The 25,204-nt window shown below is 35.8% G+C and carries 25 protein-coding genes; 5 read left to right on the forward strand and 20 right to left on the reverse strand.

Translation table 11 applies throughout. From position 1 onward, the window contains the following. Nucleotides 1-256: 256 nt before the first annotated feature. From minD to FG383_RS10185, 18 genes are all read right to left on the reverse strand, one after another. A complete protein-coding gene (gene minD, locus FG383_RS10100; protein WP_142607290.1) occupies nt 257-1,057 on the reverse strand; it encodes a septum site-determining protein MinD in 801 nt (266 codons plus the stop codon). Nucleotide 1,058: 1 nt separating this feature from the next. Next, the gene (gene minC / locus FG383_RS10105; protein WP_142607291.1) at nt 1,059-1,730 is read right to left on the reverse strand and encodes a septum site-determining protein MinC; all 672 of its coding nucleotides are present in this window, start codon (nt 1,728-1,730) and stop codon (nt 1,059-1,061) included. Nucleotides 1,731-1,767: 37 nt separating this feature from the next. Beyond that, the gene (gene mreD, locus FG383_RS10110) at nt 1,768-2,295 is read right to left on the reverse strand and encodes a rod shape-determining protein MreD (protein WP_142607292.1); all 528 of its coding nucleotides are present in this window, start codon (nt 2,293-2,295) and stop codon (nt 1,768-1,770) included. Continuing rightward, the gene (mreC, locus tag FG383_RS10115; protein WP_142607293.1) at nt 2,292-3,194 is read right to left on the reverse strand and encodes a rod shape-determining protein MreC; all 903 of its coding nucleotides are present in this window, start codon (nt 3,192-3,194) and stop codon (nt 2,292-2,294) included. Before mreC ends, mreD begins: the two co-directional genes overlap by 4 nt. A gap of 13 nt (nt 3,195-3,207) precedes the next feature. Continuing rightward, nucleotides 3,208-4,227, reverse strand: coding sequence for a rod shape-determining protein (locus tag FG383_RS10120; RefSeq protein WP_142607294.1), 1,020 nt, complete (start codon nt 4,225-4,227; stop codon nt 3,208-3,210). A 94-nt stretch (nt 4,228-4,321) separates the two neighbouring features. Continuing rightward, entirely contained in the window at nt 4,322-5,020 is a 699-nt protein-coding gene (radC, locus tag FG383_RS10125) for a RadC family protein (RefSeq protein ID WP_142607295.1), read from the reverse strand. Continuing rightward, on the reverse strand, nt 5,017-5,619 hold the full coding sequence (locus FG383_RS10130; protein ID WP_142607296.1) for a Maf family protein: 603 nt from the start codon (nt 5,617-5,619) through the stop codon (nt 5,017-5,019). Before FG383_RS10130 ends, radC begins: the two co-directional genes overlap by 4 nt. Nucleotides 5,620-5,713: 94 nt before the next feature. Then, a complete protein-coding gene (locus FG383_RS10135; protein ID WP_142607297.1) occupies nt 5,714-6,352 on the reverse strand; it encodes a hypothetical protein in 639 nt (212 codons plus the stop codon). An 86-nt stretch (nt 6,353-6,438) separates the two neighbouring features. Next, nucleotides 6,439-7,194 (reverse strand): prepilin peptidase, encoded by a 756-nt coding sequence (locus FG383_RS10140; protein ID WP_142607298.1) that lies wholly within the window; start codon nt 7,192-7,194, stop codon nt 6,439-6,441. Nucleotides 7,195-7,197: 3 nt separating this feature from the next. Next, the gene (locus tag FG383_RS10145; protein ID WP_142607299.1) at nt 7,198-8,763 is read right to left on the reverse strand and encodes a GGDEF domain-containing protein; all 1,566 of its coding nucleotides are present in this window, start codon (nt 8,761-8,763) and stop codon (nt 7,198-7,200) included. 60 nt (nt 8,764-8,823) lie between these two features. Further along, nucleotides 8,824-9,528: a potassium transporter gene (locus tag FG383_RS10150; RefSeq protein WP_142607300.1), complete on the reverse strand. Its 705-nt coding sequence runs from the start codon at nt 9,526-9,528 to the stop codon at nt 8,824-8,826. Continuing rightward, nucleotides 9,521-10,120, reverse strand: coding sequence for a malate synthase (locus FG383_RS10155; protein ID WP_142607301.1), 600 nt, complete (start codon nt 10,118-10,120; stop codon nt 9,521-9,523). The genes FG383_RS10150 and FG383_RS10155 overlap by 8 nt, the downstream gene beginning before the upstream one ends. After that, nucleotides 10,120-11,094 (reverse strand): type IV pilus biogenesis protein PilM, encoded by a 975-nt coding sequence (pilM, locus tag FG383_RS10160; RefSeq protein ID WP_142607302.1) that lies wholly within the window; start codon nt 11,092-11,094, stop codon nt 10,120-10,122. Before pilM ends, FG383_RS10155 begins: the two co-directional genes overlap by 1 nt. Before the next feature lie 132 nt (nt 11,095-11,226). After that, complete coding sequence (locus FG383_RS10165; protein ID WP_142607313.1) at nt 11,227-11,673, reverse strand: type II secretion system protein; 447 nt, start codon at nt 11,671-11,673, stop codon at nt 11,227-11,229. A gap of 98 nt (nt 11,674-11,771) precedes the next feature. Then, the gene (locus FG383_RS10170) at nt 11,772-12,977 is read right to left on the reverse strand and encodes a type II secretion system F family protein (RefSeq protein ID WP_142607303.1); all 1,206 of its coding nucleotides are present in this window, start codon (nt 12,975-12,977) and stop codon (nt 11,772-11,774) included. Continuing rightward, the gene (locus FG383_RS10175) at nt 12,977-14,017 is read right to left on the reverse strand and encodes a type IV pilus twitching motility protein PilT (RefSeq protein ID WP_142607304.1); all 1,041 of its coding nucleotides are present in this window, start codon (nt 14,015-14,017) and stop codon (nt 12,977-12,979) included. Before FG383_RS10175 ends, FG383_RS10170 begins: the two co-directional genes overlap by 1 nt. Before the next feature lie 10 nt (nt 14,018-14,027). Continuing rightward, on the reverse strand, nt 14,028-15,692 hold the full coding sequence (locus FG383_RS10180; protein WP_142607305.1) for a GspE/PulE family protein: 1,665 nt from the start codon (nt 15,690-15,692) through the stop codon (nt 14,028-14,030). A 20-nt stretch (nt 15,693-15,712) separates the two neighbouring features. Beyond that, complete coding sequence (locus FG383_RS10185; protein ID WP_142607306.1) at nt 15,713-17,068, reverse strand: VanW family protein; 1,356 nt, start codon at nt 17,066-17,068, stop codon at nt 15,713-15,715. 362 nt (nt 17,069-17,430) lie between these two features. Between FG383_RS10185 and FG383_RS10190 the strand changes: the two genes are divergently transcribed. The 3 genes from FG383_RS10190 to FG383_RS10200 are packed head-to-tail and all read left to right on the forward strand — an operon-like array spanning nt 17,431 to nt 20,069. Further along, entirely contained in the window at nt 17,431-17,865 is a 435-nt protein-coding gene (locus FG383_RS10190; RefSeq protein ID WP_142607307.1) for a PulJ/GspJ family protein, read from the forward strand. A 24-nt stretch (nt 17,866-17,889) separates the two neighbouring features. Next, complete coding sequence (locus tag FG383_RS10195; protein WP_142607308.1) at nt 17,890-18,303, forward strand: prepilin-type N-terminal cleavage/methylation domain-containing protein; 414 nt, start codon at nt 17,890-17,892, stop codon at nt 18,301-18,303. Nucleotides 18,304-18,317: 14 nt separating this feature from the next. Beyond that, complete coding sequence (locus FG383_RS10200) at nt 18,318-20,069, forward strand: hypothetical protein (RefSeq protein ID WP_142607309.1); 1,752 nt, start codon at nt 18,318-18,320, stop codon at nt 20,067-20,069. A 53-nt stretch (nt 20,070-20,122) separates the two neighbouring features. Here FG383_RS10200 and FG383_RS10205 read toward each other — a convergent pair whose 3' ends face one another. Next, the gene (locus FG383_RS10205) at nt 20,123-21,826 is read right to left on the reverse strand and encodes a sensor domain-containing diguanylate cyclase (protein ID WP_142607310.1); all 1,704 of its coding nucleotides are present in this window, start codon (nt 21,824-21,826) and stop codon (nt 20,123-20,125) included. A 99-nt stretch (nt 21,827-21,925) separates the two neighbouring features. Continuing rightward, nucleotides 21,926-23,149 carry a bifunctional folylpolyglutamate synthase/dihydrofolate synthase gene (locus FG383_RS10210; RefSeq protein WP_246096952.1) on the reverse strand — a complete coding sequence of 408 codons (1,224 nt, stop codon included), beginning with the start codon at nt 23,147-23,149 and terminating at the stop codon, nt 21,926-21,928. Nucleotides 23,150-23,236: 87 nt separating this feature from the next. On the opposite strand from FG383_RS10210, the gene FG383_RS10215 reads away from it, so the two are divergent. Both FG383_RS10215 and FG383_RS10220 read left to right on the forward strand, forming a co-directional pair. Beyond that, nucleotides 23,237-24,115, forward strand: coding sequence for an ATP-grasp domain-containing protein (locus FG383_RS10215; RefSeq protein WP_142607311.1), 879 nt, complete (start codon nt 23,237-23,239; stop codon nt 24,113-24,115). Further along, nucleotides 24,112-24,921, forward strand: coding sequence for an ATP-grasp domain-containing protein (locus FG383_RS10220; protein ID WP_142607312.1), 810 nt, complete (start codon nt 24,112-24,114; stop codon nt 24,919-24,921). The genes FG383_RS10215 and FG383_RS10220 overlap by 4 nt, the downstream gene beginning before the upstream one ends. Nucleotides 24,922-25,204 lie beyond the last annotated feature (283 nt).

The following is a 25,204-nucleotide window of genomic DNA, read 5'->3' on the forward strand; positions in this document are numbered from 1 at the left end:
TAAGCCATTTATTGGATTCAAACAGTCGAAAAACGGAGGTAATTTTGCTTTTAGCGAGTTGATACTGAATAAGTAAGCAATTTCCTTTGATTTTCACTGTAGGCGGCGACTCCTGCCGAGGCCAACAGGATGTTGGTCACGAAGGCGTTGCCACACAATCCCTAAATAGTGTATACCATCTACTTATTAATTTCCTATAAAACAAAAAAGAAGCTACCGCTAAATTAATTAGTCGATAGCTTCTTCCTTATGCATGTTACTTTGCAAACATTGATTTAAGTTTAGAAATTACGCCTTTTTTAGGCATGTCCATGGACATTAACGGCACGGATTCCCCCAAAATACGGCGAGCAATATTTCGATAGCCAAGTGCTGCCCTATTAGATGGATCCATTACAACCGGCTCTCCTTTATTAGAAGAAGTTATAACACTCTCATCATCTGCAACAATTCCTAATAAATCAATAGATAAATGCGTCGTAATTTCATTAATATCAAGCGCTTCGCCTTTTGCCATTAAATGCTGACGAATACGATTGATGATTAATTTCGGCGGATCAATGGATTCTTCTTGTTCCAACAACCCAATAATACGATCTGCATCACGAACAGCAGAAATTTCTGGTGTCGTCACGACAATCGCTTTATCTGCACCTGCAATTGCATTTTTATAACCTTGCTCAATGCCTGCTGGACAATCGATTAATACGTAATCATAATCTCGTTTCAGCTCATTTACAAGTTCTTTCATTTGCTCTGGACTTACCGCATTTTTATCCGTTGTTTGGGCTGCTGGTAATAAGTATAATCTATCTTCAAAACGTTTATCTTTTACAAGTGCTTGATGTATTTTACAGCGACCTTCCACAACATCTACCAAATCATAAATAATTCTATTTTCAAGTCCAAGGACAACATCCAGATTTCTTAACCCGATATCTGTATCCATTAAACAAACTTTTTTCCCTTGTAGAGCCAATGCAGTCCCAAGATTTGCAGTTGTAGTCGTTTTACCGACCCCACCTTTCCCAGAAGTTATTACGATTGCTTCTCCCACATTAGCTTCCTCCTTTAAATGTTGATAGATTTGGTCTTAATAATCGTAGTTCTTGCAGGCGATCAATTGCGATCGATCCATTTGTATGTAAATAGGCACATTCCATTTCTGGGTGTTCGGAAAGAACAGTTAACTCATCTGTCATCGTTTCAATGACATTATCAATAATCAGATGTGTCGCTTCTAACCAGGAGGCAGCAATAACCGCATCTTTGTTTCCGTTTGCCCCTGCATGCGCAATACCTTTTAATCGTCCAAGAACGAATACGTTACCACCAGCGATAACACGACCATTCGGATTTACATCTCCAATAACGACCAAGTCTCCAATCGCAGTAATGATTTGGCCTGAGCGCACAATTCCCACATACGTTTCGGATTGGTTTTCTAGTAATCTTTTATTACACTCTTCGACGGTCATTACATCACTTTGAATTTTCGTTACGCGCAGATGCTCCGTCTGTTGCACGCAGTTAATAATTTCTTTTGCTTGTTCATCATTGCAATATCGATATCCTAGCTGTAACAGCACTTCCGCTTGACCTTCAAATCCTTCATCAGATACCTTCTTTGCTAGCTCTTCTAAAAGCTCTGTATATGAACACTGATCATCTAGACGTAATACAAGCCCTTCTTTTGTTCCTTTAATCGATATTAACTGCTTTTTCGTCAATCAAGTCACCTCAGATCTACCGTCTAACCAAAAACGATTATTTTTGAAGAAGTAATAATTTTTGATTAAACCGATTTAGAAGAATATATTTAAACGCCCAACCAAACATTAATATAAATACGCTATTTGCAATCATTGTTGGAATGAGATTAAATTGGTAAAAATCCGCAAACGTCATTGCTTTAATACCGATAGATGTATAAAACAAAAACAATACTATTTCCACTACAGCTACTAATAAGAGCGTTAAAATAGTTGCAACAAGTAAATGATGATGTACAAACCTTACGATAAAGCTAGCTACTAAACACATTAACGGAAAAATAAAAGAATATAATCCAATAATATCAATGAAAAAGACATCATACAAGAGCCCAAAAATCAACCCATATAGCATCGCCCGTTTTCGATCATAATAAATGGCAATAAATATTAAATATATGATTAAAAAACGAGGAACTAGTACATAAAAATCCCCGTTCAATTCAATAGGTGAAAAAAGTCCAAAAATCGGTTCCATATAAAACAATAGAACCGAAATAATTACTACTACATAACGAATCATGATTCTTCCCCTGCACCTTCTGTTAAATCAGCTTCCGTATTTCCACCATCTGTCCCATCTACAGGATTTATAGATCGTTTCGATATAATGACGTGATCTAAAATAGAAAAGCTCGCTGCAGGTTTTACATATGCAAGCTGGGTTAAACCATAATCATCAGTTGTTACCTCAGTAACTTCACCGATTAAGATTCCTTTTGGAAAAATTCCACCTAAACCAGAAGTAGTTACTTTTTGCCCTTTTTTCACTTCGAACTCGGAATCAATTCTTTTTAATACAAGTTCTTTACGCTCTACATCATATCCTTCAATTAATCCAAAAACTTCTTGCTCATCTGCAATAACTGCTGAAACACGATAGTTAGGATTTTGGGTAGATAAAAGTTCCACGGTCGATGTATATGGAGTAGTCAAGATGACTTTTCCTATTAACCCTTGGGATGTCATCACTGCCATATTCACATCTACGCCGTGTATTTCCCCTTTATCTATAATAATCTTTTCTTCCCATTGATCCGGGTTCCGCGCAATGACGGTAGATTGGATTGGATTGAATGCACGAAGACTTTCTTCTTTATCTATTATCTTACGTATTTCTTCATTTTCTAACTGTAAATCATTTACACTAGCTTGTAAGGTGGCATAATCTTCTAATCTTGCTTTCAACCGTTTATTTTCATCATATGTATTAAGTAAAGATTCGACATTATTAAAAATCCCCGTAACATATTGGGTCGGCTTGGAAAACATAGTTTGTCCAAAACCGACCACATCTTTAATTAATTGCTCAGGTAACGATGCATGATTTCGATCTCGCAAAGAAAAGCTGATGAGTGCCACAAGAAATATCATCCCTACAAGCAGCAAAACTAATCGCTTATTTGAAAAAAATTGTGGCATAACTCACTTCTCCTTAACTTCTAGTTTGTTGACGTTTTAATAAGCCCATATGGTCGAGTGCTTTTCCTGTACCGATAGCAACACAATCTAATGGATCTTCTGCGATAAATACTGGCATATTTGTTTGATCACTAATTACTTTGTCTAAATTTTTCAGTAATGCTCCCCCACCGGTAAGCATAATACCACGTTCCATCACATCCGCAGATAATTCCGGAGGTGTTTGCTCTAAAGTTTTCTTTACCCCATCGATAATAGATGCGATAGATTCACGCAATGCACTTGCAATTTCAGTAGACGTAATATCTATTGTTTTCGGTAATCCAGTAACTAAATCACGTCCACGGATGTCCATTTTTTCTTCGCCGTCTGTTACTCTTGCAGAACCAATTTCCATTTTAATTGCTTCGGCAGTACGTTCTCCGATTGTTAAGTTATACGTTTTGCGAACATAGCTTGTAATCGCTTGATCCATCGCGTCTCCGCCTACACGTACAGATTCACTTGTCACAATACCACCAAGTGAAATAACTGCTACCTCGGTAGTTCCCCCACCTATATCAACGACCATACTTCCTGTAGGTTCCCAAACTGGCAAATTTGCACCGATTGCAGCAGCAAATGGCTCTTCAATCGTCACTGCATCACGTGCTCCAGCTTGTTTCGCTGCATCAATAACTGCGCGTTGTTCCACAGAAGTAATACCAAATGGTACACAAATCATGACATTCGGTTTGCTCCATGACATACCAGATGCCTTCATCGCATTTTTCAAATAATATTCAATCATAGCAGATGTCGTATCAAAATCAGCAATAACCCCATCTTTCATCGGGCGAATCGCTACGATAGAACCAGGTGTACGACCAATCATATTTCTTGCGTCATTCCCTACTGCAACAATCGAACCATTTTGCACATTTTTTGCAACAACTGAAGGCTCTCTAAGTACAATTCCTTTTCCTTTAATAAAAACAAGCGTATTCGCTGTTCCTAAGTCAATTCCTAAATCTCTTGATCCAAATCCAAACACAATTTTTACTCCCTTTCTATCTCAAGCAAGTTTCACTTCGCTGTCTTAAAGTCATAACTCCCATTATAACGGATAGAAAGAAAAATGCACAGTGTCACATGTACCCCTTTTCTTTAAGACTAATAAATTGATGATCTCCGATGATCACATGATCGATTATTTCGATCCCCATTATAAGTCCTGCTTCTATTAATCTTTTCGTTACATCTATGTCTTCAGGTGAAGGTGAAGCGTTGCCGCTAGGATGGTTATGCGCGCAAATTATCGAGGCAGCTGAACGTTTTACAGCTTCGCGGAACACCTCTCTTGGATGTACTATGGAAGCGTTAAGGGAACCGATAAAAATCGTTTGTTTATGGAGGATTTGGTTTTTTACATTAAGGAAAAGAACGACGAAATGTTCTTGTTTAAGCGAAGTCATATCTGGCATTAAATAATTTGCGGCATCTTTCGGAGAGCGTATCGTAAATTTTTCGTCCGTTTGTTGTTGAGCAAGTCTTCTACCTAATTCAACTGCAGCGAGAAGCTGTACTGCTTTTGCTTCTCCAATCCCTTTGACGGACATCATTTCTTCCAAGGTAGTATTTTTTAATTCTTGAATTTGCTCGATAAAGTTAAGCACTCTATTTGCTAGAAGTAGAACAGACTCTTGCTTCGTACCTGTACGAAGCAAGATTGCAATAAGTTCTTGATTGGACAAGCTCTGTGCACCTTGCCGAATAAGCCTTTCTCTTGGGCGATCCGCTATATGAACATCGCGAATCATTAATGAACTTGGAGAGTCGACTGTCATTTGCTTAACTCCTTTTCAAAGGCAATTACTTCAAGCGTCAGTAACGTGTGAAACAAACGACTAATAGGTAAACCTACAACGTTATTGTAGTCACCTTCGATTTTTTCTACGAATAAGCCCCCCATCGTTTGAATACCATAGGCACCTGCTTTATCCAATGAATCTCCCGTCGCTACATAAGCATCTATTTGCTCATCAGTTAGTTCATAAAATGTCACGAGCGTAGATTCTGCAAAACTGATACTTGTCCCGCATCCTTGAATGGAGACACCAGTTACTACATTATGTGTGCGACCAGAAAGTTTTTTTAAATATTCTCTTGCCTGTTCCTCATTAGTAGGTTTGCCTAGTAACTCTTTTCCAAGGTGAACAGTCGTATCTGCTCCAATTACAATAGCATTCGGATTTGCCCTAACTATTGGCACTGTTTTTTTATACGCAATGGAAATGGCCAAATCTTCCGGCGTAAGTGCTCCTTCTGCTGTTTCATCAATTTTTGCCGGTTGCACTTCAAATGGAATGGCTAATTTACTAAAAAGTTCTTTTCTTCTTGGTGACTCACTCGCTAAAATAATAGAATAATGGGTTGTTAGTTTCATTTAAAATTCCTCCTTTTCAATAGCATACAAAAAAATTGAAAAAAGGAAAATTGTCTTAAAAACAAAACTATTTCATTTCCCCTTTGTTTTTAGCTCAAAAATTCAATTTTACGCAAGTGTTCTGTTCTAAATAATGCGTAAAAACATGTAATCTCATCACAGAAGAAACATTGGAAAGCGTTGATACCGCTTGTACGATAGTCATTAAATCATCTGGGTAATCTTCTTTTTTTACAATGGAGTCAAAAAAATTTATAGAGATATTATCTTCTTGTAAAATATTCATTACTTTCTTTACTTTTGGATTCTCACATCCACTCGTAGAAACAAGCACTTTTTTAGTAAAGCTAGGTAGAGCCTCCGTTTGTGTAGTAGGCGCATCATTTAGAAATAAATCACTCCATATAAAAAACTGATTTTCCACTTGGACAACACTAGCTTTTTCTAGAGTAGGCTGCGTTGCCATAAAATTGAGCGCGCTTTCTTTCGAAGAGAACATACCATATTGTTTTGCGTGGAAAGACAATGTCCCATCTGCAGCAACCTCTATTTTCCCGTCTGTAGATTGTTCCGCAGCTGGTGTCGTATCTTCTTCCTTTGCAACTTCTACTTTTTTATCATTTGCTAAGTTAAGGATAAAACCAAATAGTAAAACGCCTACTACCCCAATGATAAGCCCTTGAACGCCGGCTAAAATTATCTTCTTTCTTGGATTTCGCCTTCTAATCGGCATAACATCACCTCTTTTTTCACAACCTTATCACGAACAGCGTAAAAAAAGACGAGACCTATGTCGGCTCGTCCAAAAAATTTATCGAGTTAAAAAAACAAATTTACATACCAATCGACAAGCGAATTTCCATAAAAATAAGCAACAATTGCAGCAATCGCAATAGATGGACCGAATGGTATAGGAGTTTTCCGTCCTTTTTTTGCTTTTTTCAAGGTGATAATACCAATAACTGTTCCGATGACGGAAGCCAAAAATAATGTTAACAATGTGTCGTTAACACCAAGAACTACACCAATAACAAAAAATAGCTTAATATCCCCTCCGCCCATACCACCTTTTGACAACATTGCGATTAAAAATAATACCCCAAAACCCATAGCAGCTCCTACAATACTATCCCACCACGGATTCAGCGGAGAAAATATTCGAACGATAATAAGAGGTACTAAAAAAAACAACAGAATTTTGTCTGGAATAAGCATATATGCAATATCGGAAACAGTAATAATGACAAGCAAAGATATAAATAATAATGCCACTAATAGCTCAATGGACAAGCCCATTTGACTATACGCAAACGCAAATAATAATCCAGTTGCAAGTTCCATCACTGGATACATCCAGTGAATTTTCGTCCCACATCCTCTACATTTCCCTTTCAAAAAAAGAAATGAAAAAACAGGAACTAAGTCAACTGCAGTCAAATGACGATCACAAATGGTACAATGCGAAGGTGGTTTTACAATCGATTCCCCTTTAGGAACACGTAAACCAACTACATTGAAAAAGGAACCGAATACGATTCCATATATGAAAAACAACACAGTAATTACAGTAACCATTCTTTAGCTCCTTAATCCATTTTTAATACATTCTTTATCCGCATACATATTTAAATCCGCCACATGGTATAACTCTTCAAAAGTTCGTAGGTCTTCACTATAAAACGCAATACCAATACTAGGTTCAACACGCACAGAAATAGCAGGGTTTTCATATGAACTTGTAGCGAACATAGATCTTAATCTAGTCGTCCATTCGTAAACAGATGCATCCGTCTCATAATCGGGCAAAAATAAAATAAATTCATCTCCACCTAAACGGGCGACTAAATCGCTTTTTCGAGCTAACTTTTTCAATAAATTTGCCGCATGCCGTAGCACTTCATCTCCAACCGCATGACCATATGCATCATTAATCTCTTTAAAGTTATTTAAATCGAGCAATACGATTGCTGCATTTCCATTTTCGTTACGTACCATTTCCGCTAATATATGACGTACTTTCATCACAAAATAAGTACGATTATGTAATTCTGTTAAAGTATCATGATAAGCCAAATGCATAATAACTTTCTCTTTTTCTACTTCCTCCGACACATCACGCCACATAAAGTAATAGATTTTATCTTCTTTCATTTGAACAACGGAAGCGTCAATCGCTACATGCATTACCCTTCTCCTTTGAGGCATCTCAAAAGTCATTCGGTAGTCATGTATTATTTCATTTTCCTGGAGGTCAAAAGTAAGTTTCCGCAACAAGTTTTGGTTGTTTTTCGTTTGAACGAACTGCATAAAATTAGGAGTAGTTTTCGGATGAAGCCGTAGTTGTTGCTTTGCATATTCATTTATCTCTAAAATATCCCAACTACTACTAACAGTCATTATGGCAATTGGACTTAAGTTAAATAACGTTTCATATCGTTTTGATATATCCGGTAATAACCCGTAACGCAAAACGGATATAGACAGGAAAATAGAGAAAATAAGCCCTTCATATATATACGTATACGGCGGAACATTTTCCCCAAAATTCGTATACCCTAAAACGATATTCAACATGAACACAACAGCGGTACTAATCATTAAAAAACGAAGTAAACTTTTTTGGTGGGCTATTGAAGTTTTCAAATAACCAGCAACAAGGATGAAGAACATGCATGCGATAAACACATTACCTATTGTGATCGTAACATAATACTGCAAATTGAAAACAGGAACATACCATATGCCTTCGGACACAAACTCAGTATTAGAAATTAAATTAACATCAAATAATAAAGCAATCACGACGATGAAAAAAGGAACATAAAAAAGATATACATACACACTTTTCTTCACACTCTCTCGAAAAAAAGTTAAATATGTATATAGATGAAACGTAATACCTACAACGAGAAGCCCCAAGTTCCCCAAAAACAACTTCGATATAGCCGCACTATAACTAATCGGCAATAAATGTCTAAAAAATTCTTCCAAAAATAACAGACCATAAATGAATACAATCGCAGCAACAAGCCGATTTTCAAGCCTATTCGGCTGCTGAGAAATCACGACACATGCCATACCAAACAAATAGAGCGCTGGTAAGATATAAACAGCTATATAAATAGTCATTTGAGATAAAGTCATCGGTTATCTCCCTATCCATTTTTATAATTTCAAGAAAAAACGAGTAAACATATATACAGTTTACTCGCCATCATAATAAAACGTAGTTACTTGAATTTCTGCTAAAATCGCATCGACTGAATCCATTACATAAAACTGTTCTTCTCCAGGTAAAGAAAAACTTAATTGATCCACTCGTACAATACGCTCCGTTTTTTCAAGTTCTTCCATAAACTGCATGAAATGATCATAGTCTTTCGTTAGAACCGATATATTAAAAGTAATGAGCTTTAATTGTGGAGGAAGTATAATATTTGCAACTGGTGAAACTGGAGTTTCTGTTTCAGTAGTTGTATCTGTTAAATCTGCTATATCTGTTGTCTGAGTGTTCTCTTCATTCGTTTCTTCTTGCGTTTGCGTTGGAACAAGTGGTGATTCCGCAACAACCTCATCATAATTATTAAAATTCACAGACACAATTTTGGATTCACTAATGAGTTCAATCTCTTCAATCGAACGAATTAACTTATCTAACTCACGAGTGAGCGGAACTTTTTTCTTCAAAGTAAATGTATGCTCTTCGGGCTCCTCTTCTACTTCTGGAGTTGTTAACTGTTCTTGTAAAACAGCAACTTCATTGCGGACATTAGATACAATTACTTCCTTCGAGTTTTTTTCTTCACTTAAAGGATAAATGACAAAATAATAAATAGCACCGAGGATTACAACAACCAGTGCAACTAATAATAGAGAGCCCGTTCTTTTATTACTTACTAGATTATTCATTCCGGGCACCTCCTGCACTTAAATACGCCTGGTCAATGATCAGACTAATCGTTGTGGAATAACGCGACTGCACATCAAAATTAGTCTCCGAAGTGTCAGAAGTCTCATCCGTGCCCACTGATGGCTCAAAACTTGAAATTTCCTGTACTTGTACATCTATAAAATAAACACTATTTAATAACTTTTCCACGAAAATAGACAAATCATTCATTGTTTCAAAGTCTGCCACAACGTCCACAGCTGTTTCTTGAAATTGATAATCTCGTAAATAAGTGTTTTCCACTAATAATCCATGCACTTCATCGATTAGTGGGCTTACTGGATACGAAACACTTTCAACAAATGCAACGGAAGAAGAAAGACTCCCTTGTTCTTCTGTATTTGGAGTAGAAACTTGTGCCGCTAAAACATCTCGTTCTGCCACTACTTGCGTTTCTTCCAACGTTAAAGCATTAATATCTTTCTTTAACGAGAATAATTGCATACTCAAAAATAATATCATGGCAACGATTATAACGATACCCAAAATAATAACGAGGTTACTGGACTGTTTACGTTCTATTTTTGGCAATAAATTAATTTCAGGAACCATTAATTTACCTCCTTATGTACAAGCCCAATAAGCGGAACATGTCTTGCTTTGAAGTTGGGATACATCTTTTGCACTTCAGCATCCCCTATATATGTAACTGGAGTATTATAATTTGCTCGAATTTCACCTAATATATAACTAATATCTGGTGAATCTCCTAACACGATCAATTCATCTACTGCTTTTTCCCCTTTATAAAGAGAAAAGCGATAGAAATTGAGAATTCGATCGATTTCAGCGATTTGATCGATTAATTGCATACGATATTCTTCTATTTCACCATCATATGAAAATTGAACTTCCCCGATATCTACTTGACGACTCTTCCATTTTTGCATAGAAGTATCAATTGTTTGGTAGCGGAGAAATTCCAACTCCCCTGGTGTATAAATACTAATCGATACCCCAGCAATAGACCAATCCGTGACAAGATAGCTCTTTTTATCAGTAAAAGCATTCATATTTTCTAAAAAACGAATGGTCGATAAAGTCCGTACATCTGCGACTGTAGGCGTTAAAGATACGTCATCTAATAAACCTGCCATTTTACCCACTTCTTCGGAAGGAGCAGCAAAAAGAGTCGCTTCCCCGTCATTCGGCTTTGCATCATACACATCGATTAGCGGATTCGTAAAAGGTAAATGAATCGTTTGTCCAAGCTCCATTTCCACATATGCTTTTAACTTAGCAGATACTACATCAGCAGGATGTTCAAATGACTTCATCATAACCGAACTATCGGGCACAAAAAAGCGGACATCATGTCGTTTGATCCCCCATGCAGATACAAGCTCTTTCAATTCATCAAATAAAGCCATCTCATCCCGAATCGTATCACCTTCCATGATTCCAGCTTTTAAAGGATGTTCATACACAACGGCTTGTTTTATATCTAGGCTGTTCATAACGATTGCCCGGATGACATATTCATCCACTTCCAAAGCAACAAAACGTTTCTTTTTACTTTTGAACATAGCCGTTTACCTCCTTTGTAATTCTATCTATCTTATTTTAGATTAGTTTCACGTTTCAGGAAACGAATTGTTCGTTTGCTCAAATATGAAACTATGAGACTACAGCAGATAGAGCTGCTGTAGTCAAATTAATTATTTAAGTAAAGAGTTTAGATTTGATTCAGTAATTTTATTTGCAGTAGTACCATCATCAACCGCAAGAAACTTAGTATTATCATTTAAATCAGCAAACTTATCAAAAGTTATACTATATACACCAGACACTCTTGTAATACTATAAGTAGGAGCAGCATTTGCTTTTGTATTAGTTATTCCTTCAACAAAATTAGAAATCGTAGTTTCATTACATGGCTTAGTAGAATCTTCGGGATCACAAACTCCGTCAAGAGCTGCAAGTTTCGCCCCTGCAAGAATACTAGAAGCTTCAGCTAAAATAGCTTTATCTCTTGAATTGTTAATCATATTTCCAATTGATGGTACAGCAATTGCTGCTACAATACCTAAGATTACAATTACCGCTAGAAGCTCGATAAGTGTTAAACCTTTTTGATTTTTAATTATTTTTTTGAATTTTTTCATTTTATTATTCCTCCTAGAATTAGTATTGATCATTTCGTTAGGTGTTTCATTCATCATTGTTTTCATGACTTATCACCTCCTTTAATGGAAGACAATGATTAAATTTGTTCGTACATACTGAACATCGGTACCATAATGGCCATAACGATTGTCCCTACAACTGCTGCCAAAATCACAATCATTAGCGGTTCGATTAAGGATTTCAACGCATCTACTGTGCGGTCGACATCGTCTTCGTAAAACACTGCAATTTTTTCTAACATATAGTCAAGTGAACCGGTTTGTTCACCAATTGCCGTCATTTGTGTAACAAGTGGCGGAAAAATCCAACTTTTTTCAAGTGGAGCTGTTAGTGTGCTTCCTTGTTCTAGGCTTGTCCTAGATTCTCTCACTACTTTTGCAATTACTGGATTACCGATTACTTTTTCTACAATTGTTAGTGCTTGTAAAATAGGCACTGAGCTACTGAATAACGAAGAAAGTGTTCGAGTCATTCGAGCGATTGCAGACTTTTGAAGTAGTTTTCCGAAAATCGGAATCTTTAATAATATAATATTTATAGTAAAATTGAATGCTTTATTATTCTTATATAAGTAGTTAAATAAGATAGCTACGATAATAATCAACGCCAAAACAATATACCAAGATGATTGCAGTATTCCACTAATACCCATGACCATTTTTGTGATAGTCGGCAATTCCGCTCCCATATCTTCAAACATGGATACAAATTGAGGGACAATCGTTAACATTAGAAACCCTGCAACAAACACAGTTAGAACGAGCAAAACGACTGGATATGCCATTGTAGACTGGACTTTCTTCTTCAAATTAAATTGCTTTTCATAGGAATATGCTAATCTCTCTAATGATTCATCTAGATTCCCAGTCGCTTCCCCTGCACGAATCATATTGACGAATAACGCAGGGAAGACTTTAGGATATCTAGCTGTTGCATCCGAAAATGACAAACCAGATTTTACATCTTCTTCGACTGCTTGCAATGCCTTTTTCAAAGGCTTACTGGAAGTTTGTTCTCCTAGTATTCTAGTAGACTCTAAAATGGAAACCCCAGCTCTTATTAACGTTGCAAACTGTCTACTATAAATAACGAAATCTTGGTTCTTCACTTTTGCTCCAATGGAAAGCTCTTTGTGCAAAATACTTTTCGACTCTTCCAGTTCTCTTGGATTAATGCCTTGTGCACGAAGTTTTGTTATGGCCGCTTGTTTGTTTATTGCGTCTACAGTTCCTTTTTTCAATGTCCCTTGAGATGTTCGACCGTTGTATTTAAACACAACCATCAATACTCACCTACATTCATAAATGGCTTGGCAGATTCCAGTGAAACTTTACCTGTAGTCACCAAATTTTGTATAGATGATTCGAGCGTATGCATGCCGAGTGCCCGACTTGTTTGCATGACGTTTTGAATTTGATGTACTTTTTCATTTCGAATAAGGTTCGCTACAGACGGCGTTTGCACTAAAACTTCAGTAGCCGCTATCCGCCCCTTTGCATCCTGTCGGACGAATAGCCTTTGAGAAATAATTCCTTGTAAGACATTCGCCAATTGAATACGAATTTGCCCTTGCTGGTGCGGAGGGAATACATCTATGATTCGATCAATAGTAGTAGGAGCACTACTTGTATGAAGTGTTGCCATAACTAAGTGACCTGTTTCAGCTGCGGTAATAGCAGTAGAAATCGTTTCTAAATCACGCATCTCTCCAACTAATATGACATCTGGGTCTTGACGAAGTGCGGCACGTAAACCATTCGCAAAACTTTGCGTATCTGCTCCTACCTCGCGTTGGTTAATGACAGACTTTTTATGGGTATGTACATATTCTATTGGATCTTCTAGTGTAATAATATGTTTCGCCTGTGTGGAGTTAATATAGTCGATCATCGATGCAAGCGTCGTTGACTTCCCAGATCCAGTAGGACCGGTTACTAATATAAGTCCTTGTGGCTTATCCGCAAGGCTATAAAGCACATTTGGCATTCCAAGTGTCTCAATCGCGGGTATTTTCGAATCAATCATACGTGCTGCGATAGATACATGTTTTTGTTGATGGTAGGCATTAATACGAAAACGGCATTGCTCTGGTATTTCATAACTAAAGTCTAGCTCTCCTTTTTCTTCAAATTCTTGAATTTTGGAAGCAGGCAACAGTTCTTTTAACATTTCTTTTGTATCATATTCATCCAAGGCAGTATCACCGAAAGTTTGTAATGCACCATTCACCCGAAATACTGGGGGCAGTCCTACGGTAATATGAAGATCGGATGCCCTATCCTGAAAAGATTTCTCTAATAAGCTGATAATCGAAATTTTCATCCCATCCACCTCAATCTGCCGTTGCAACACGAAGCACTTCTTCCGTCGTTGTTAACCCTTGTTGCACTTTTAATAATCCATCTTCTAGTAAATTAAAATAACCACTTTCCTTCATATGGTTTCGAAGTGTCATCGTACTTTTTCCAGTTAAAATAACATCTTTTACGAATTCATCCATAGCAAGTACTTCATGAATAGCGACCCGACCTCTATAGCCTGTATTATTACAAGCAGGACATCCTCTACCACGACACACATTTGTTATTTCCATACCACGTTCAGCGAATATAATTTTTTCACGTTCATTTGGTTTTTGTACTTGCATACAATCACGGCAAACTTTACGAACCAATCGTTGTGCAACAACTCCAACGAGGGACGAGGAAAGTAAGAAAGGCTCCACTCCCATGTCTTTCATACGCGAAACAGATTCTACAGCACTATTCGTATGAAGCGTACTTAATACGAGATGCCCTGTTAAAGACGCTCGCACAGCAATTTGAGCTGTTTCTAAATCACGAATTTCTCCAACCATGACAATATCAGGATCTTGTCTCAAAATTGATCTTAATCCTGCAGCAAACGTCAGTCCTACTTCTTCTCGAACTTGAATTTGGTTAATGCCTTGTAATTGATATTCCACTGGATCCTCAACAGTAATAATATTGACATCTTCGCCGTTTAACTCATTTAATGTTGCATACAAAGTAGAGGATTTCCCTGAACCAGTAGGACCAGTAATCAAGACGATTCCATTTGGTTTTTTAATCATTTCACTGAATGTATCGAAATTCTTTTTATTGAAACCAAGTTTTTCAGTACTATTCAATGCACTACTTAAATCTAAAATACGCATAACAACTTTTTCGCCGTAAATTGTCGGTAAAGTTGAAAGCCGAATGTCAACTGGTTTCATATTAACTGTTAATTTTATACGCCCATCTTGGGGAACTCTATTTTCCGTTATATTTAAATTACCCATAATTTTAATACGAGCTAAAATGACATTTTGCATATGCTTAGGTAGTGCACGTTCTGTTTTCAACATGCCATCTACCCGGTAACGAACACGTAATTCCGTTTCTTGCGGGTCAAAGTGAATATCACTTGCACGTTGGGCAACACCATTCGCAACAATTTGGTTCACTAGTCGTACGATCGGTGAATCTTCATCGGTAATTTGCGTGTCATTTTCCAACTCAGTTGGCGCCATATCAACTAATGCTTGGTCCATAGACTCTTGCAAATCATAGTACTTCGTAATTGTTCGGAATACATCATCTTTTGCAGCAATACTTGTCTCAATTTGACAACCTGTTGCCATACGAACTTCTTCAATCGCAAAGTAATCCATTGGATCAGCCATCGCGATTAATAACTTATTTTTATCCTTACGTATTGGCATAATATTCGTACGTTTAGCTAGTTCCTTAGGGACTAATTGAATAAGTTCAGGCTCGATAGAAAATTGGTTTAAACTGACGTGTGGAATCCCTAATTGAAACTCAAGTACTTCTATTAACTGTTGCTCCGTTAATAAGTTTTCTCTTATCAAAAAATCTCCCAGTTTTTCTTCCCGACTTTTAGTCACTAATGCATACTCTAATTGTTCGTTACTAATAACATGTGATTCAACTAATAAGTCTCCTAAACGTTTACGAGTGTTTGCTTTCATCATCTTTCCTCCCTATACGGCTATTTCGAATCTGGATTGATGATGTTCCCAGCTTTATCATAATAACTTCCTTCTGGTAATCCAGTAGATTCATCGATTTCTGGTTGTTCCTCGTCATTTGTTTCTTCTACAGACGGATTAGGAGTTGTGGGAACTGTCTCTATATCTGGTAATCCATCACCATTTAGATCAATATTTAAGTCCGGATCGGTTACAGTAGGTACTGCTGGAACTAAAGACGACTTAAGAATGACTCTATTTACTGGTGGGTAATAATCTTGGTCTATCAATTCTTCTTTTTCAAAAGGTCCTGATTTATCTGAAATAGTTCGATACACTGAAATTCGCAGACCGGCCTTACCTTCTTGCAATAATTGTTCTTCTCCAACTTTTAAATTAGCTGAATAGCGATATATTGTTCTAGGTTTTATTTCTACTTTGTCTGCCAAACGATATGTCGCTTCCGTATCTAATGGAACAGAATATATTTCTATTAATAAATCTGTTCCTTTAATTTGTATTTTTAATATGGCAGGTACAGTTTCCTTATTTACAAATTTAAAATCTACATTCAAGTTTTTACGTATTTTAGCTTCGACTCCTGGTTGTAAGTAACCTGGTAGTGCCCCTTGGGAATGGCGTTCTAATACTTCAAAATTTGTTTGAAGTATTACACTATATAGAACAGAAGCAACAAAATCTACGGTTTCATTACTCGCGCCTAGATTTACATCGCTTAAATGATCTAATAGAGAAAAAACTTCCCCACTCCCAATAACTTGTTCATTTAAAGCAGACACGATATTCGTTAAACCGCTCGTATTGAATGAAATATTTTCTAACTCAAATGCAATTCGCTCAGATTCAAACATAGAGAAATCTAACGCAACAGTTTCTATTGGTTCGGTAGATAATACTCCAACCTGATTGGTAATATTCGCAAGTGTTTCATCTGTATTCAATTGTACATTTTCTGCGATTAAAGCTGTTAATTCTGGATTTATTGAAAATTGCAATGGAATGTGAACAGTTGGCGGGGATTCCCAAAATGCGAACCAAGGTGTATCTACTTGATTTAAATACTGAGTGACGGATGCTTCCACATCAAAAGTAAACCATTCTGGTTCTATCTCAATTTCAACATTATTGCCAGTTAACACAGTCGAATTTTGTTTCCATTCCAAAATCTTCTTATTCAATAAGGAAATAATCTCTTCCTTTTTAAGAGAGTCTACTTCTTGCCCACCAATAGTAGATCCCGAGCTCTCACCTTCTGCTTGTACTTGTTGTTGCAAAGGTGTGAAGTTACTGGACCATAAATACAAAAGAAATGATGTTAAAATAATTAATATAGACGTTTTCCAAATGACCTTCATAAGTACACCTTCCTATAACTAACAGCATGTATGAGTTTATATATCTATTTTATCTTCCATAAATAAAGTAATATAATAATTATAACGAATTATGTAAAATCAGTCCAATATAGGCGAAAGGTCTCACATTAAAGCACAATTATCATTCGACAAGATATTTATTGATTCTTTTTACTTATTTATATATTATAAAGCTAATAATTACAAGAGTTAATAGAAGAAAATAAAATTACTTTACAATATCTTCATAGAGACTTTCTAGTAAAAATGGGCATTCTATCTTAGTATAGTATATAGAATCCTACTATTTACAAAATAAATCTTTAATTTACAAAATTCACAAGCAAAAGGATGATCACTTTATGTTAAATAGAAATAAAAATACTAGTGGATTCACGCTTGTTGAAATACTAGCATCTGTCGTATTGTTGACAGTTGTTATTTCTTTGTTTCTATCCATGTTCCCTCAAATGGCAAATATAAACAATAAAAATGGGGGGAATTTGGATGCAGCGAATGTGGGGAAAGAGTTGTTGGTAAGTATGAAGAAAATAAAATACGATCAGTCAATAGCGTTAAATAATTTACCTTTAGAGAATGCAATTAAGATTGGTACTTCCCCAAATATAATAATTTCAGGAACATACAATTCAAATAATCAATCTTTTAAAGCCAAGATTACCATTTGGCCAACACCCGATGTAAATGCGCCACAAGCTTTATATAGGATGCAAATAGACGTTATGAATTCTAATGATAGAATATTAACAACAACCTATGGATATCTAAAGAAATAAAGTTTTACTTAGAGGAGATTTCTTATGGCAAAAAGACTCAACGAAAAGGGAATAACTTTAGTAGAATTGTTAGCCGCACTTGCTTTGTTCGGAATAATTTCTGTCCTTATTTGGAATTTCTTTTTTCATGCCCTAAATTTTAATGAAAGAGAAGTTACTAAAAATCAATTGCAACAAGAGGCAAATTTGATTGTGAATACGATACAGCAGCTGCATACAAAATCAAAAATAACTAGTATAACTAACGCCAACGATACTTTAACCGTAAATTACGATGTTAATAAACATGAAGATTTTCACAAGAAAAATATTCTATACATTTTAGAACCATCAACAATTATTCCTAGTAAAGAATTCAAATTTAAGTTAACTTTAGAGTCTTTAACAAATGATTCTGTAAAATTCCAAGTAGAAACGACATTTAGTAAATTAAAATAAGGAGTGTGAAAAAAATGAAGAAAGTTCATAATGAACAAGGCTATACCCTTCTCCTTACAATCGTTCTAATTAGTGTAGTAATTTTACTCTCTGCAACTTTTACAATAAAAGCTCTAAGTCAACAAAAACAAGTAGAACGGACTGATGATACTTATGAAGTTACGGCAATAACTGAGATGGGAGTTGAATATTATAGGGCAAAAATATTAAATATAATATCAAAATATTCAAACGATACTTACAATAAATTAACTGAATTAAGAGTAAAAAATGAATTAACCCAAGATATAATTGACAGTGTGTTGGCGACACAAATGCTGAAGCTTGAAGAATCTATTGGATTGTTTCTTAATAATTCAAAAGGAGAAAAGGTATATTTTTCTGATCTATCTCAAACAATATTTTTTCAAATTCCTGAGGATAATCCCACTAAGGGATATTTTTCTGTAAATAGAGGTAGTGACGGGTCTTGGACAATTGAAGTAGCGGGATCAATACACAATGGCAGTAAATCTAAAATAATATCAGCAACTATCAAAATTCCTGATCAGTATTATCTAGCAACTGCTACGGAAACTTCTGGAGTACTTCCCATACAGCCAGATCCGCCACCAAATTCATTAAACATTACGTTTGATTCTTTAATAAATGCACCACAACCATTTCCATCTGTTCTTCCTAGTCAAGAAGTTTCCTCTTGTGGAAGTTCTTATATTGATAAAACATGTGTGGACAATAATTTTAGTAACCTTGCAGCATTAAAAAACTCTATTATTTATACAAATGGAAGTAAAAATTTTAGCGGGAATGGGTTAGCTTCAAATGCTAACTCTGCCATTTATGTTAATGGAGATATGAAAACAACCAGCTTAAACAATTTGCATAAAGGAATTAATTTTTATGTGAGTGGGAAAGTAACTATCCCCAATGCGATAAATCCCTCTGGATTTCTAATATGGAGTAAGGATAATATTTCAATTGGTGGATTTAACAATCTAATTAATTCAACTGATCAAAAATCTGATCGTGTAGAGCTATATACCCTAAAAAAAATAACAATACAAAATGCAATAGATGCTAAATATTTGAGTATATTAGCAGATAGCGCTGATTTTAACAATTTCAATTCTCTAGTAAGTAGCAAAATTCAAATTGAACAGGAAACAACATTTAAAATTATTAATTCGATGATGTATAGCCACATTCTGATTAATAATAATGCTACATTTGATACTTTCAATCAAGGTATTAAAAATGAAAGCAGTATTAGTGTAAAAGGTACTGCCACATTTGGATTTATTAATGGCGGTATTGTTGATAGCATCGCTAAAGTTGGCAAAGATGCATCTTTTAATCAACCAATTAAACTAAACAATAGTACACTTCTTGTTGGAGGAAAAGGAACTTTCAGAATTCAAAATTCTGAAGCTGTAATTGATAATAATTCTACTGTTGTCGTTGACAGTATTAACTTCTCTTCTGGAGGAAACAATGCCAGACTAGTAGTTTCCAATAGTTCGAAGCTTTGCATTAGAAATGGAAAATACGAAAATATCAAGGATTGGGTACAACCTAAAGATCATAGTAAGATAATTTTTCTCGGATCAGGTAAAAACTTGGGTCATGTATTTTATTATGATAATAATGAATTCAACAAGGAATGCGGAATAAGTAGTGCACCTATTGTCACTCAACCAACATATGAAATCCAAAATGGCTCTTCACTAACAGAAGAAGATATTACCTCAAACATTATTTATAGGTAGAATAAAGCGAGAAAATCCATTTTAACGCTGGATTCTCTCGCTTTTAATTTCCCCTATCTCACATACTCCGCAACTCGATTTCTCCCCGCTTGCTTAGCACCAGTATACAAAGCCCGATCCGCATTTCGAAGGAGCGACATTCCTTCATCACTATCATCAGGTGCCGTGGAAACACCAATACTTGCCGTAATGAAAATGATTTTCTCACTAGCTGCTCGGTCTAAATCAGCTTGGACGATAAACGGGGTTTGTTCTATTTTACGACGAAGCTGTTCTGCTATATTAAGCGCTTCGATTTTTGTATAGTTCGGAAGTAAGATAACAAATTCTTCTCCGCCATATCTTGCAACGGTACCACCACTTCCAATTTCTCTTTTAATAATTTGGGCAAACTCTTGCAAAATAAGGTTTCCACTGTGGTGTCCAAATGTATCATTGACTGCCTTGAATTTATCTATATCCATCATGATTAGTGACAAAGAATTATATTGCCCGAGCGACAATTTTTCCATATCTGATTCCAGTTGTCTATCTAAATAACGGTAATTATGCAATTTCGTTAATTCACATCGCTCACTTTTGGCAACTGCATCTCTTACATATTTGGCTTTTTCCACCGAAACTGCAAAATAGGAACATAGCAAATGGATAATTTTAAGTTGATACGCCTCGAAAGAATATTTATTGCGGGATGCTAACACTAAGACCCCTTCTATTTTTTGGTTACGGTAAATAGGAACGGCCATCACACTTTGCATTTCTAAATTTAAAAATGGCGGCTTAATATGAATCCATTCGCTTTGCTTATTGTATAAAGTTGGAACTCCTTTTTCGTAAACAATTCCTGCTAGGCTTTTTTCAAGCTCTTCATGCGCAAAGTGTAGGTCTTTGTTTTCTCCATCCTCAATTGCGCGCAGTATCTCGAAACTTCCATATAAATCATCGACAATATAAGCAGCATCCATTGGGAACATATTGGCAATTCTTTCGATGAACATATCGATAATCTCTTTGCTTGTCATCCTCTCCGCCAATTCATGTCCGAATTCACTAGCTTTGTTCAAATCACTATTCACTTTTTCCGAATCACTATACAGTCTTATTAATAAGGTGATTAATATAAAAGGAATCCCAAGCAACCAAAAAGCGCTAGTACCTACATAACTTTGAAGAAAATATAAACTTAGGCCAAAAGGCAAAGTAATGAGTAATCCTATAAGATCCCATCCAAAATCTTTCGTAAAAAATTTTGGCTTTTGACCGGTAAATAATTCTCTTACATATAAAAATAAGTGATTCAATAAAATATACAAAATCGCATAAATAGAACCGTATATTAATACATCCTGCACCACTAATGAGCCTAATTCAAACCCTAGTAAATGAGCAATCGTTCCGCATATGACAGAAACTAAAAAAAACATAAAGGAGCTATAAACAATCCGATACGCATTTTCTCGATTCGTTTTCATGTGATAAGCAATTGGTATTAAACATAATTGCATGACTAGCAATTCCGCCAATATCCCATAATTCAAATAGACTGCTAGCGTAACCCACTGTACTAGAAACATCGTAGTTCCAGAAATAAAAAATGGGAAAATGGTCGTAAGTAGCGCCAAAACGATTAATAAGGATAGAATCCCCCAATCTATTTGTCGCATGGGTGCGTACTCATAAGCTAAATATATACCAAGAGGCACTACTAATAGCCATAAAATATAAATATTCTTTTTTGCTTTATCCGAAATATCCATAGACTATTTCCACCTCGTTAGTATATTTTAACTAATTCAAATAGCATGTTTCTTCCATATTTCTAATTGTACCACGAATTTTATAGAATTTTTAAACTACTAATTAACCATTTTGACTCTTAATTCTGTAATAAAATATAATGAACCTGTGATAATGGTCATATCTGATTTATTAATATGTTTAATATGCATTTCATCTATATCTTTTGTAATATGTTTATCACTGTGCAAACAGTGTTTATATAAAACAGAAGCCGAAAGGGCTCTTTCATGATGAAAGTTCACAAATTCAAAGGAGGAAGCAACTTCCTCCAATTTTCGTAGCATATACAGATAATCTTTATCTTTCAAAATACCAACGATAAAATGGATTTTTTTGTTTGGAAACGTTTCTTTAATCGTTTCTACTAGTGCATTGATGCTTGCTTCGTTGTGCGCACCATCCACATAAACATTTTCGTCTATTCTCTCCATTCTACCTAGTAAGTTTGCTTTGTTTACAGCAATTTGAACGTTGCTTACATTTAACTTAATACCGCCTTCTATCAGTGCAGTAATTGCTAGGGCCATATTAGATAATTGGTGTCTCCCTAACATTTGTGGATGTAAATCTTTGAATATTATTTTCCCATATGTATACGTATTTTCTTGTAAAGCAAAAGTTTTTCCAAATTCCAAGATTTGTGCATTTTTTTCGTTTGCTTCTTTATTAATCTGATTTTTTGCTTCTTTCGGTAATGTCCCTATTATTAGTTTGCCATTCGCTTTCGTTATTCCTGCTTTATGCCAACTTATTTGTTCAATTGTATCCCCTAAAAAGTTTGTATGATCGATGGATATGCTTGGAATAATTGCGATAGATTGTTCCATAACATTTGTACTGTCCAATCTCCCCCCCATGCCCGTCTCGATAAAAACTAAATCCAATTGTACTTCTTCCAAAACAAGAAACGCAGCGACTGTTAATAGTTCAAAATCAGTTAACATGCCACTTAGCCCTGCTGCTTGCATTTTCTCAAAAGCCTTATCCATTTGTTCCTCTGTTACGTTTTCACCGTTTAATTGAATTTGATCATGTACATCCACTATGCTTGGCGATGTAAAAGTTCCAAAAGAAAGATTATGTTCTTTTGCCAATGCACTTAAAAACGCAATAGTTGACCCTTTTCCATTCGTACCTGCCACATGAATGACCTGGTGCTTATTTTGCGGATTTCCTAATTTCCTTAAGGCTTTTTGTATGGATTCAAGTCCCGGTTTTATCACTGTTTCACTTTCTACCTGCCACTTTTTTTTGTACATATTAAAATTTGTTATTTCCACGTCAATCCCCCTATTCCGTCTTTGATATTTTCGTGCTAAACTTCTTATGAACACTATTATAACACGCAATCGAAGGGGTCTTTCATTATGCAAACATGTTGGATTGTATACAACGGTAGTCTTACTCATGATAAATTTATCGACCAAGCGCTCCTCCTTCAAGAAGCAGCTGAAAAACAAGGAATTCAAGCAATATTAGTAAAAAACTATGAGCTGCTCATGAATGTCCAGCAATCCTTACCATTAAGACCCGATTTTGTCGTCTTTCTTGATAAAGATATATTACTTGCCAAATACTTAAAAAATCAAGGTATCCCTGTTTTTAATGATCCTAATGTCATTGAGATTTGTGACAATAAAGCACAGCAATATATCATGCTAGCACATGCCCAAGTGCCAATGCCATCAACGATTATCGCACCGAAAGTATACCGGGAATTTTCGATTCAACATACCGGATATTATGAACAAGTACTAGAAACATTACAGCTTCCTATGATTATAAAAGAAGCGCACGGATCATTTGGCATGCGCGTTTATTTAATCGAAACAAGAGAACAATTTTTCGAAAAAGTAGAAGAATTGAGTGGAATTGAATATGTATTTCAAGAATTCATCGGCAACAGTCGAGGACGAGATATTCGCGTTAATGTAGTCGGTGGACAAGTAGTCGCTTGCATGCATCGTCATTCTGAAACAGATTTCCGCGCCAATATTACAAATGGTGGGACTGCTTCTCCTATTATTTTGACAGAAAGACAAAAAGAAGTGGCCATCCAAGCAGCGGCTGCTCTAAACGCAGAATTCGCAGGAGTCGATTTATTATTTGGGGATGATGAAGAGCCATTAGTATGTGAAGTAAATGGGGTTGCCCATATCCGCAATATTTACAACGTAACAGGTATCAACGTAGGAGACTTTATGATTAGTTATATACTTTCTAAAGTAGAAGCATTTGCTATATGAAAGGATTATTAATATATGAGTTAAAAGAAATTGAACGAAATAGAAGTTTTATAGATCGGCTAATATCCGCTGCAAAAACGCATGGTTTGGAGCTTTCTGTTATAAACGACCATTCTTCTATACCGGAAGCTGATTTTATTTTCTTCCGCGCAAGAAATCCGAGATTATCTAAACAATTGGAGCAACGCGGAATCCCAATGTTTAATCGTGCAGAGGTAAATGTCATAGCTAACGATAAATTAAAAGCTATTCAGCTCGTACAGCTTCTTGGAATAGCAGCTGTGCCGACTAAGACAATACAAAGTATAACCGATATTAGCGAATATCCCATTGTGTTAAAAACGGTTGATGGATATGGTGGAACACAGGTAGAACTTGTTCAAACAAAAGAAGATGCTACTGTCTTCCTAGAACAACACGAGTCCCAAACGATCATCGCACAAACGTATATCGAAACAAACGCGACAGATGTCCGTGTGTTTATGTTAGGAGAGGAAGTAGTAGGTGCTGTGAAACGCATCGGTGCAGAAAACAGCTTCAAATCCAACTTCACACTTGGTGGTACCGTAGAAAAATATTTATTAAATGAACAACAAGTAGCAGATGTACAAAAAATCGCAAAAGCGTTGAAAAGTGATTACATCGGGATAGACTTTCTACTGCTTCCTGACGGAAATTGGCTGTTCAATGAAATCGAAGACCCGGTCGGAGCTAGATCTTATTTCGCAACAACTGGACAAGATATTGCTATTCCGATTATGAATTATATAAATAAGAAACTAACAGAAAAAGAGTGCGCCGATTGATAATTGGCTGCACTCTTTTTTATGACATAAAATATGGATATTCCAACTAAATGCTCGACTTTTCCAACTAAACTATTAAAAATTCCAACTAAACATCTCATATTTCCAACTAAACCTCCATATTTTCCAACTAAAAAGAGTGAGTGGAAATATTTCTGAACTGAACCCCGAATAGTAGACACTTTAGAAAAAGTGTAGCTATTCGGGGTTTTTTCTTTTTCAAAACCCCGTTATACTAGAATTTACGAACTTTGAACGGGAGAAATCATTATGAGTAAAATAA

The organism is Psychrobacillus soli (assembly GCF_006861775.1).
GTDB lineage: Bacteria > Bacillota > Bacilli > Bacillales_A > Planococcaceae > Psychrobacillus > Psychrobacillus soli.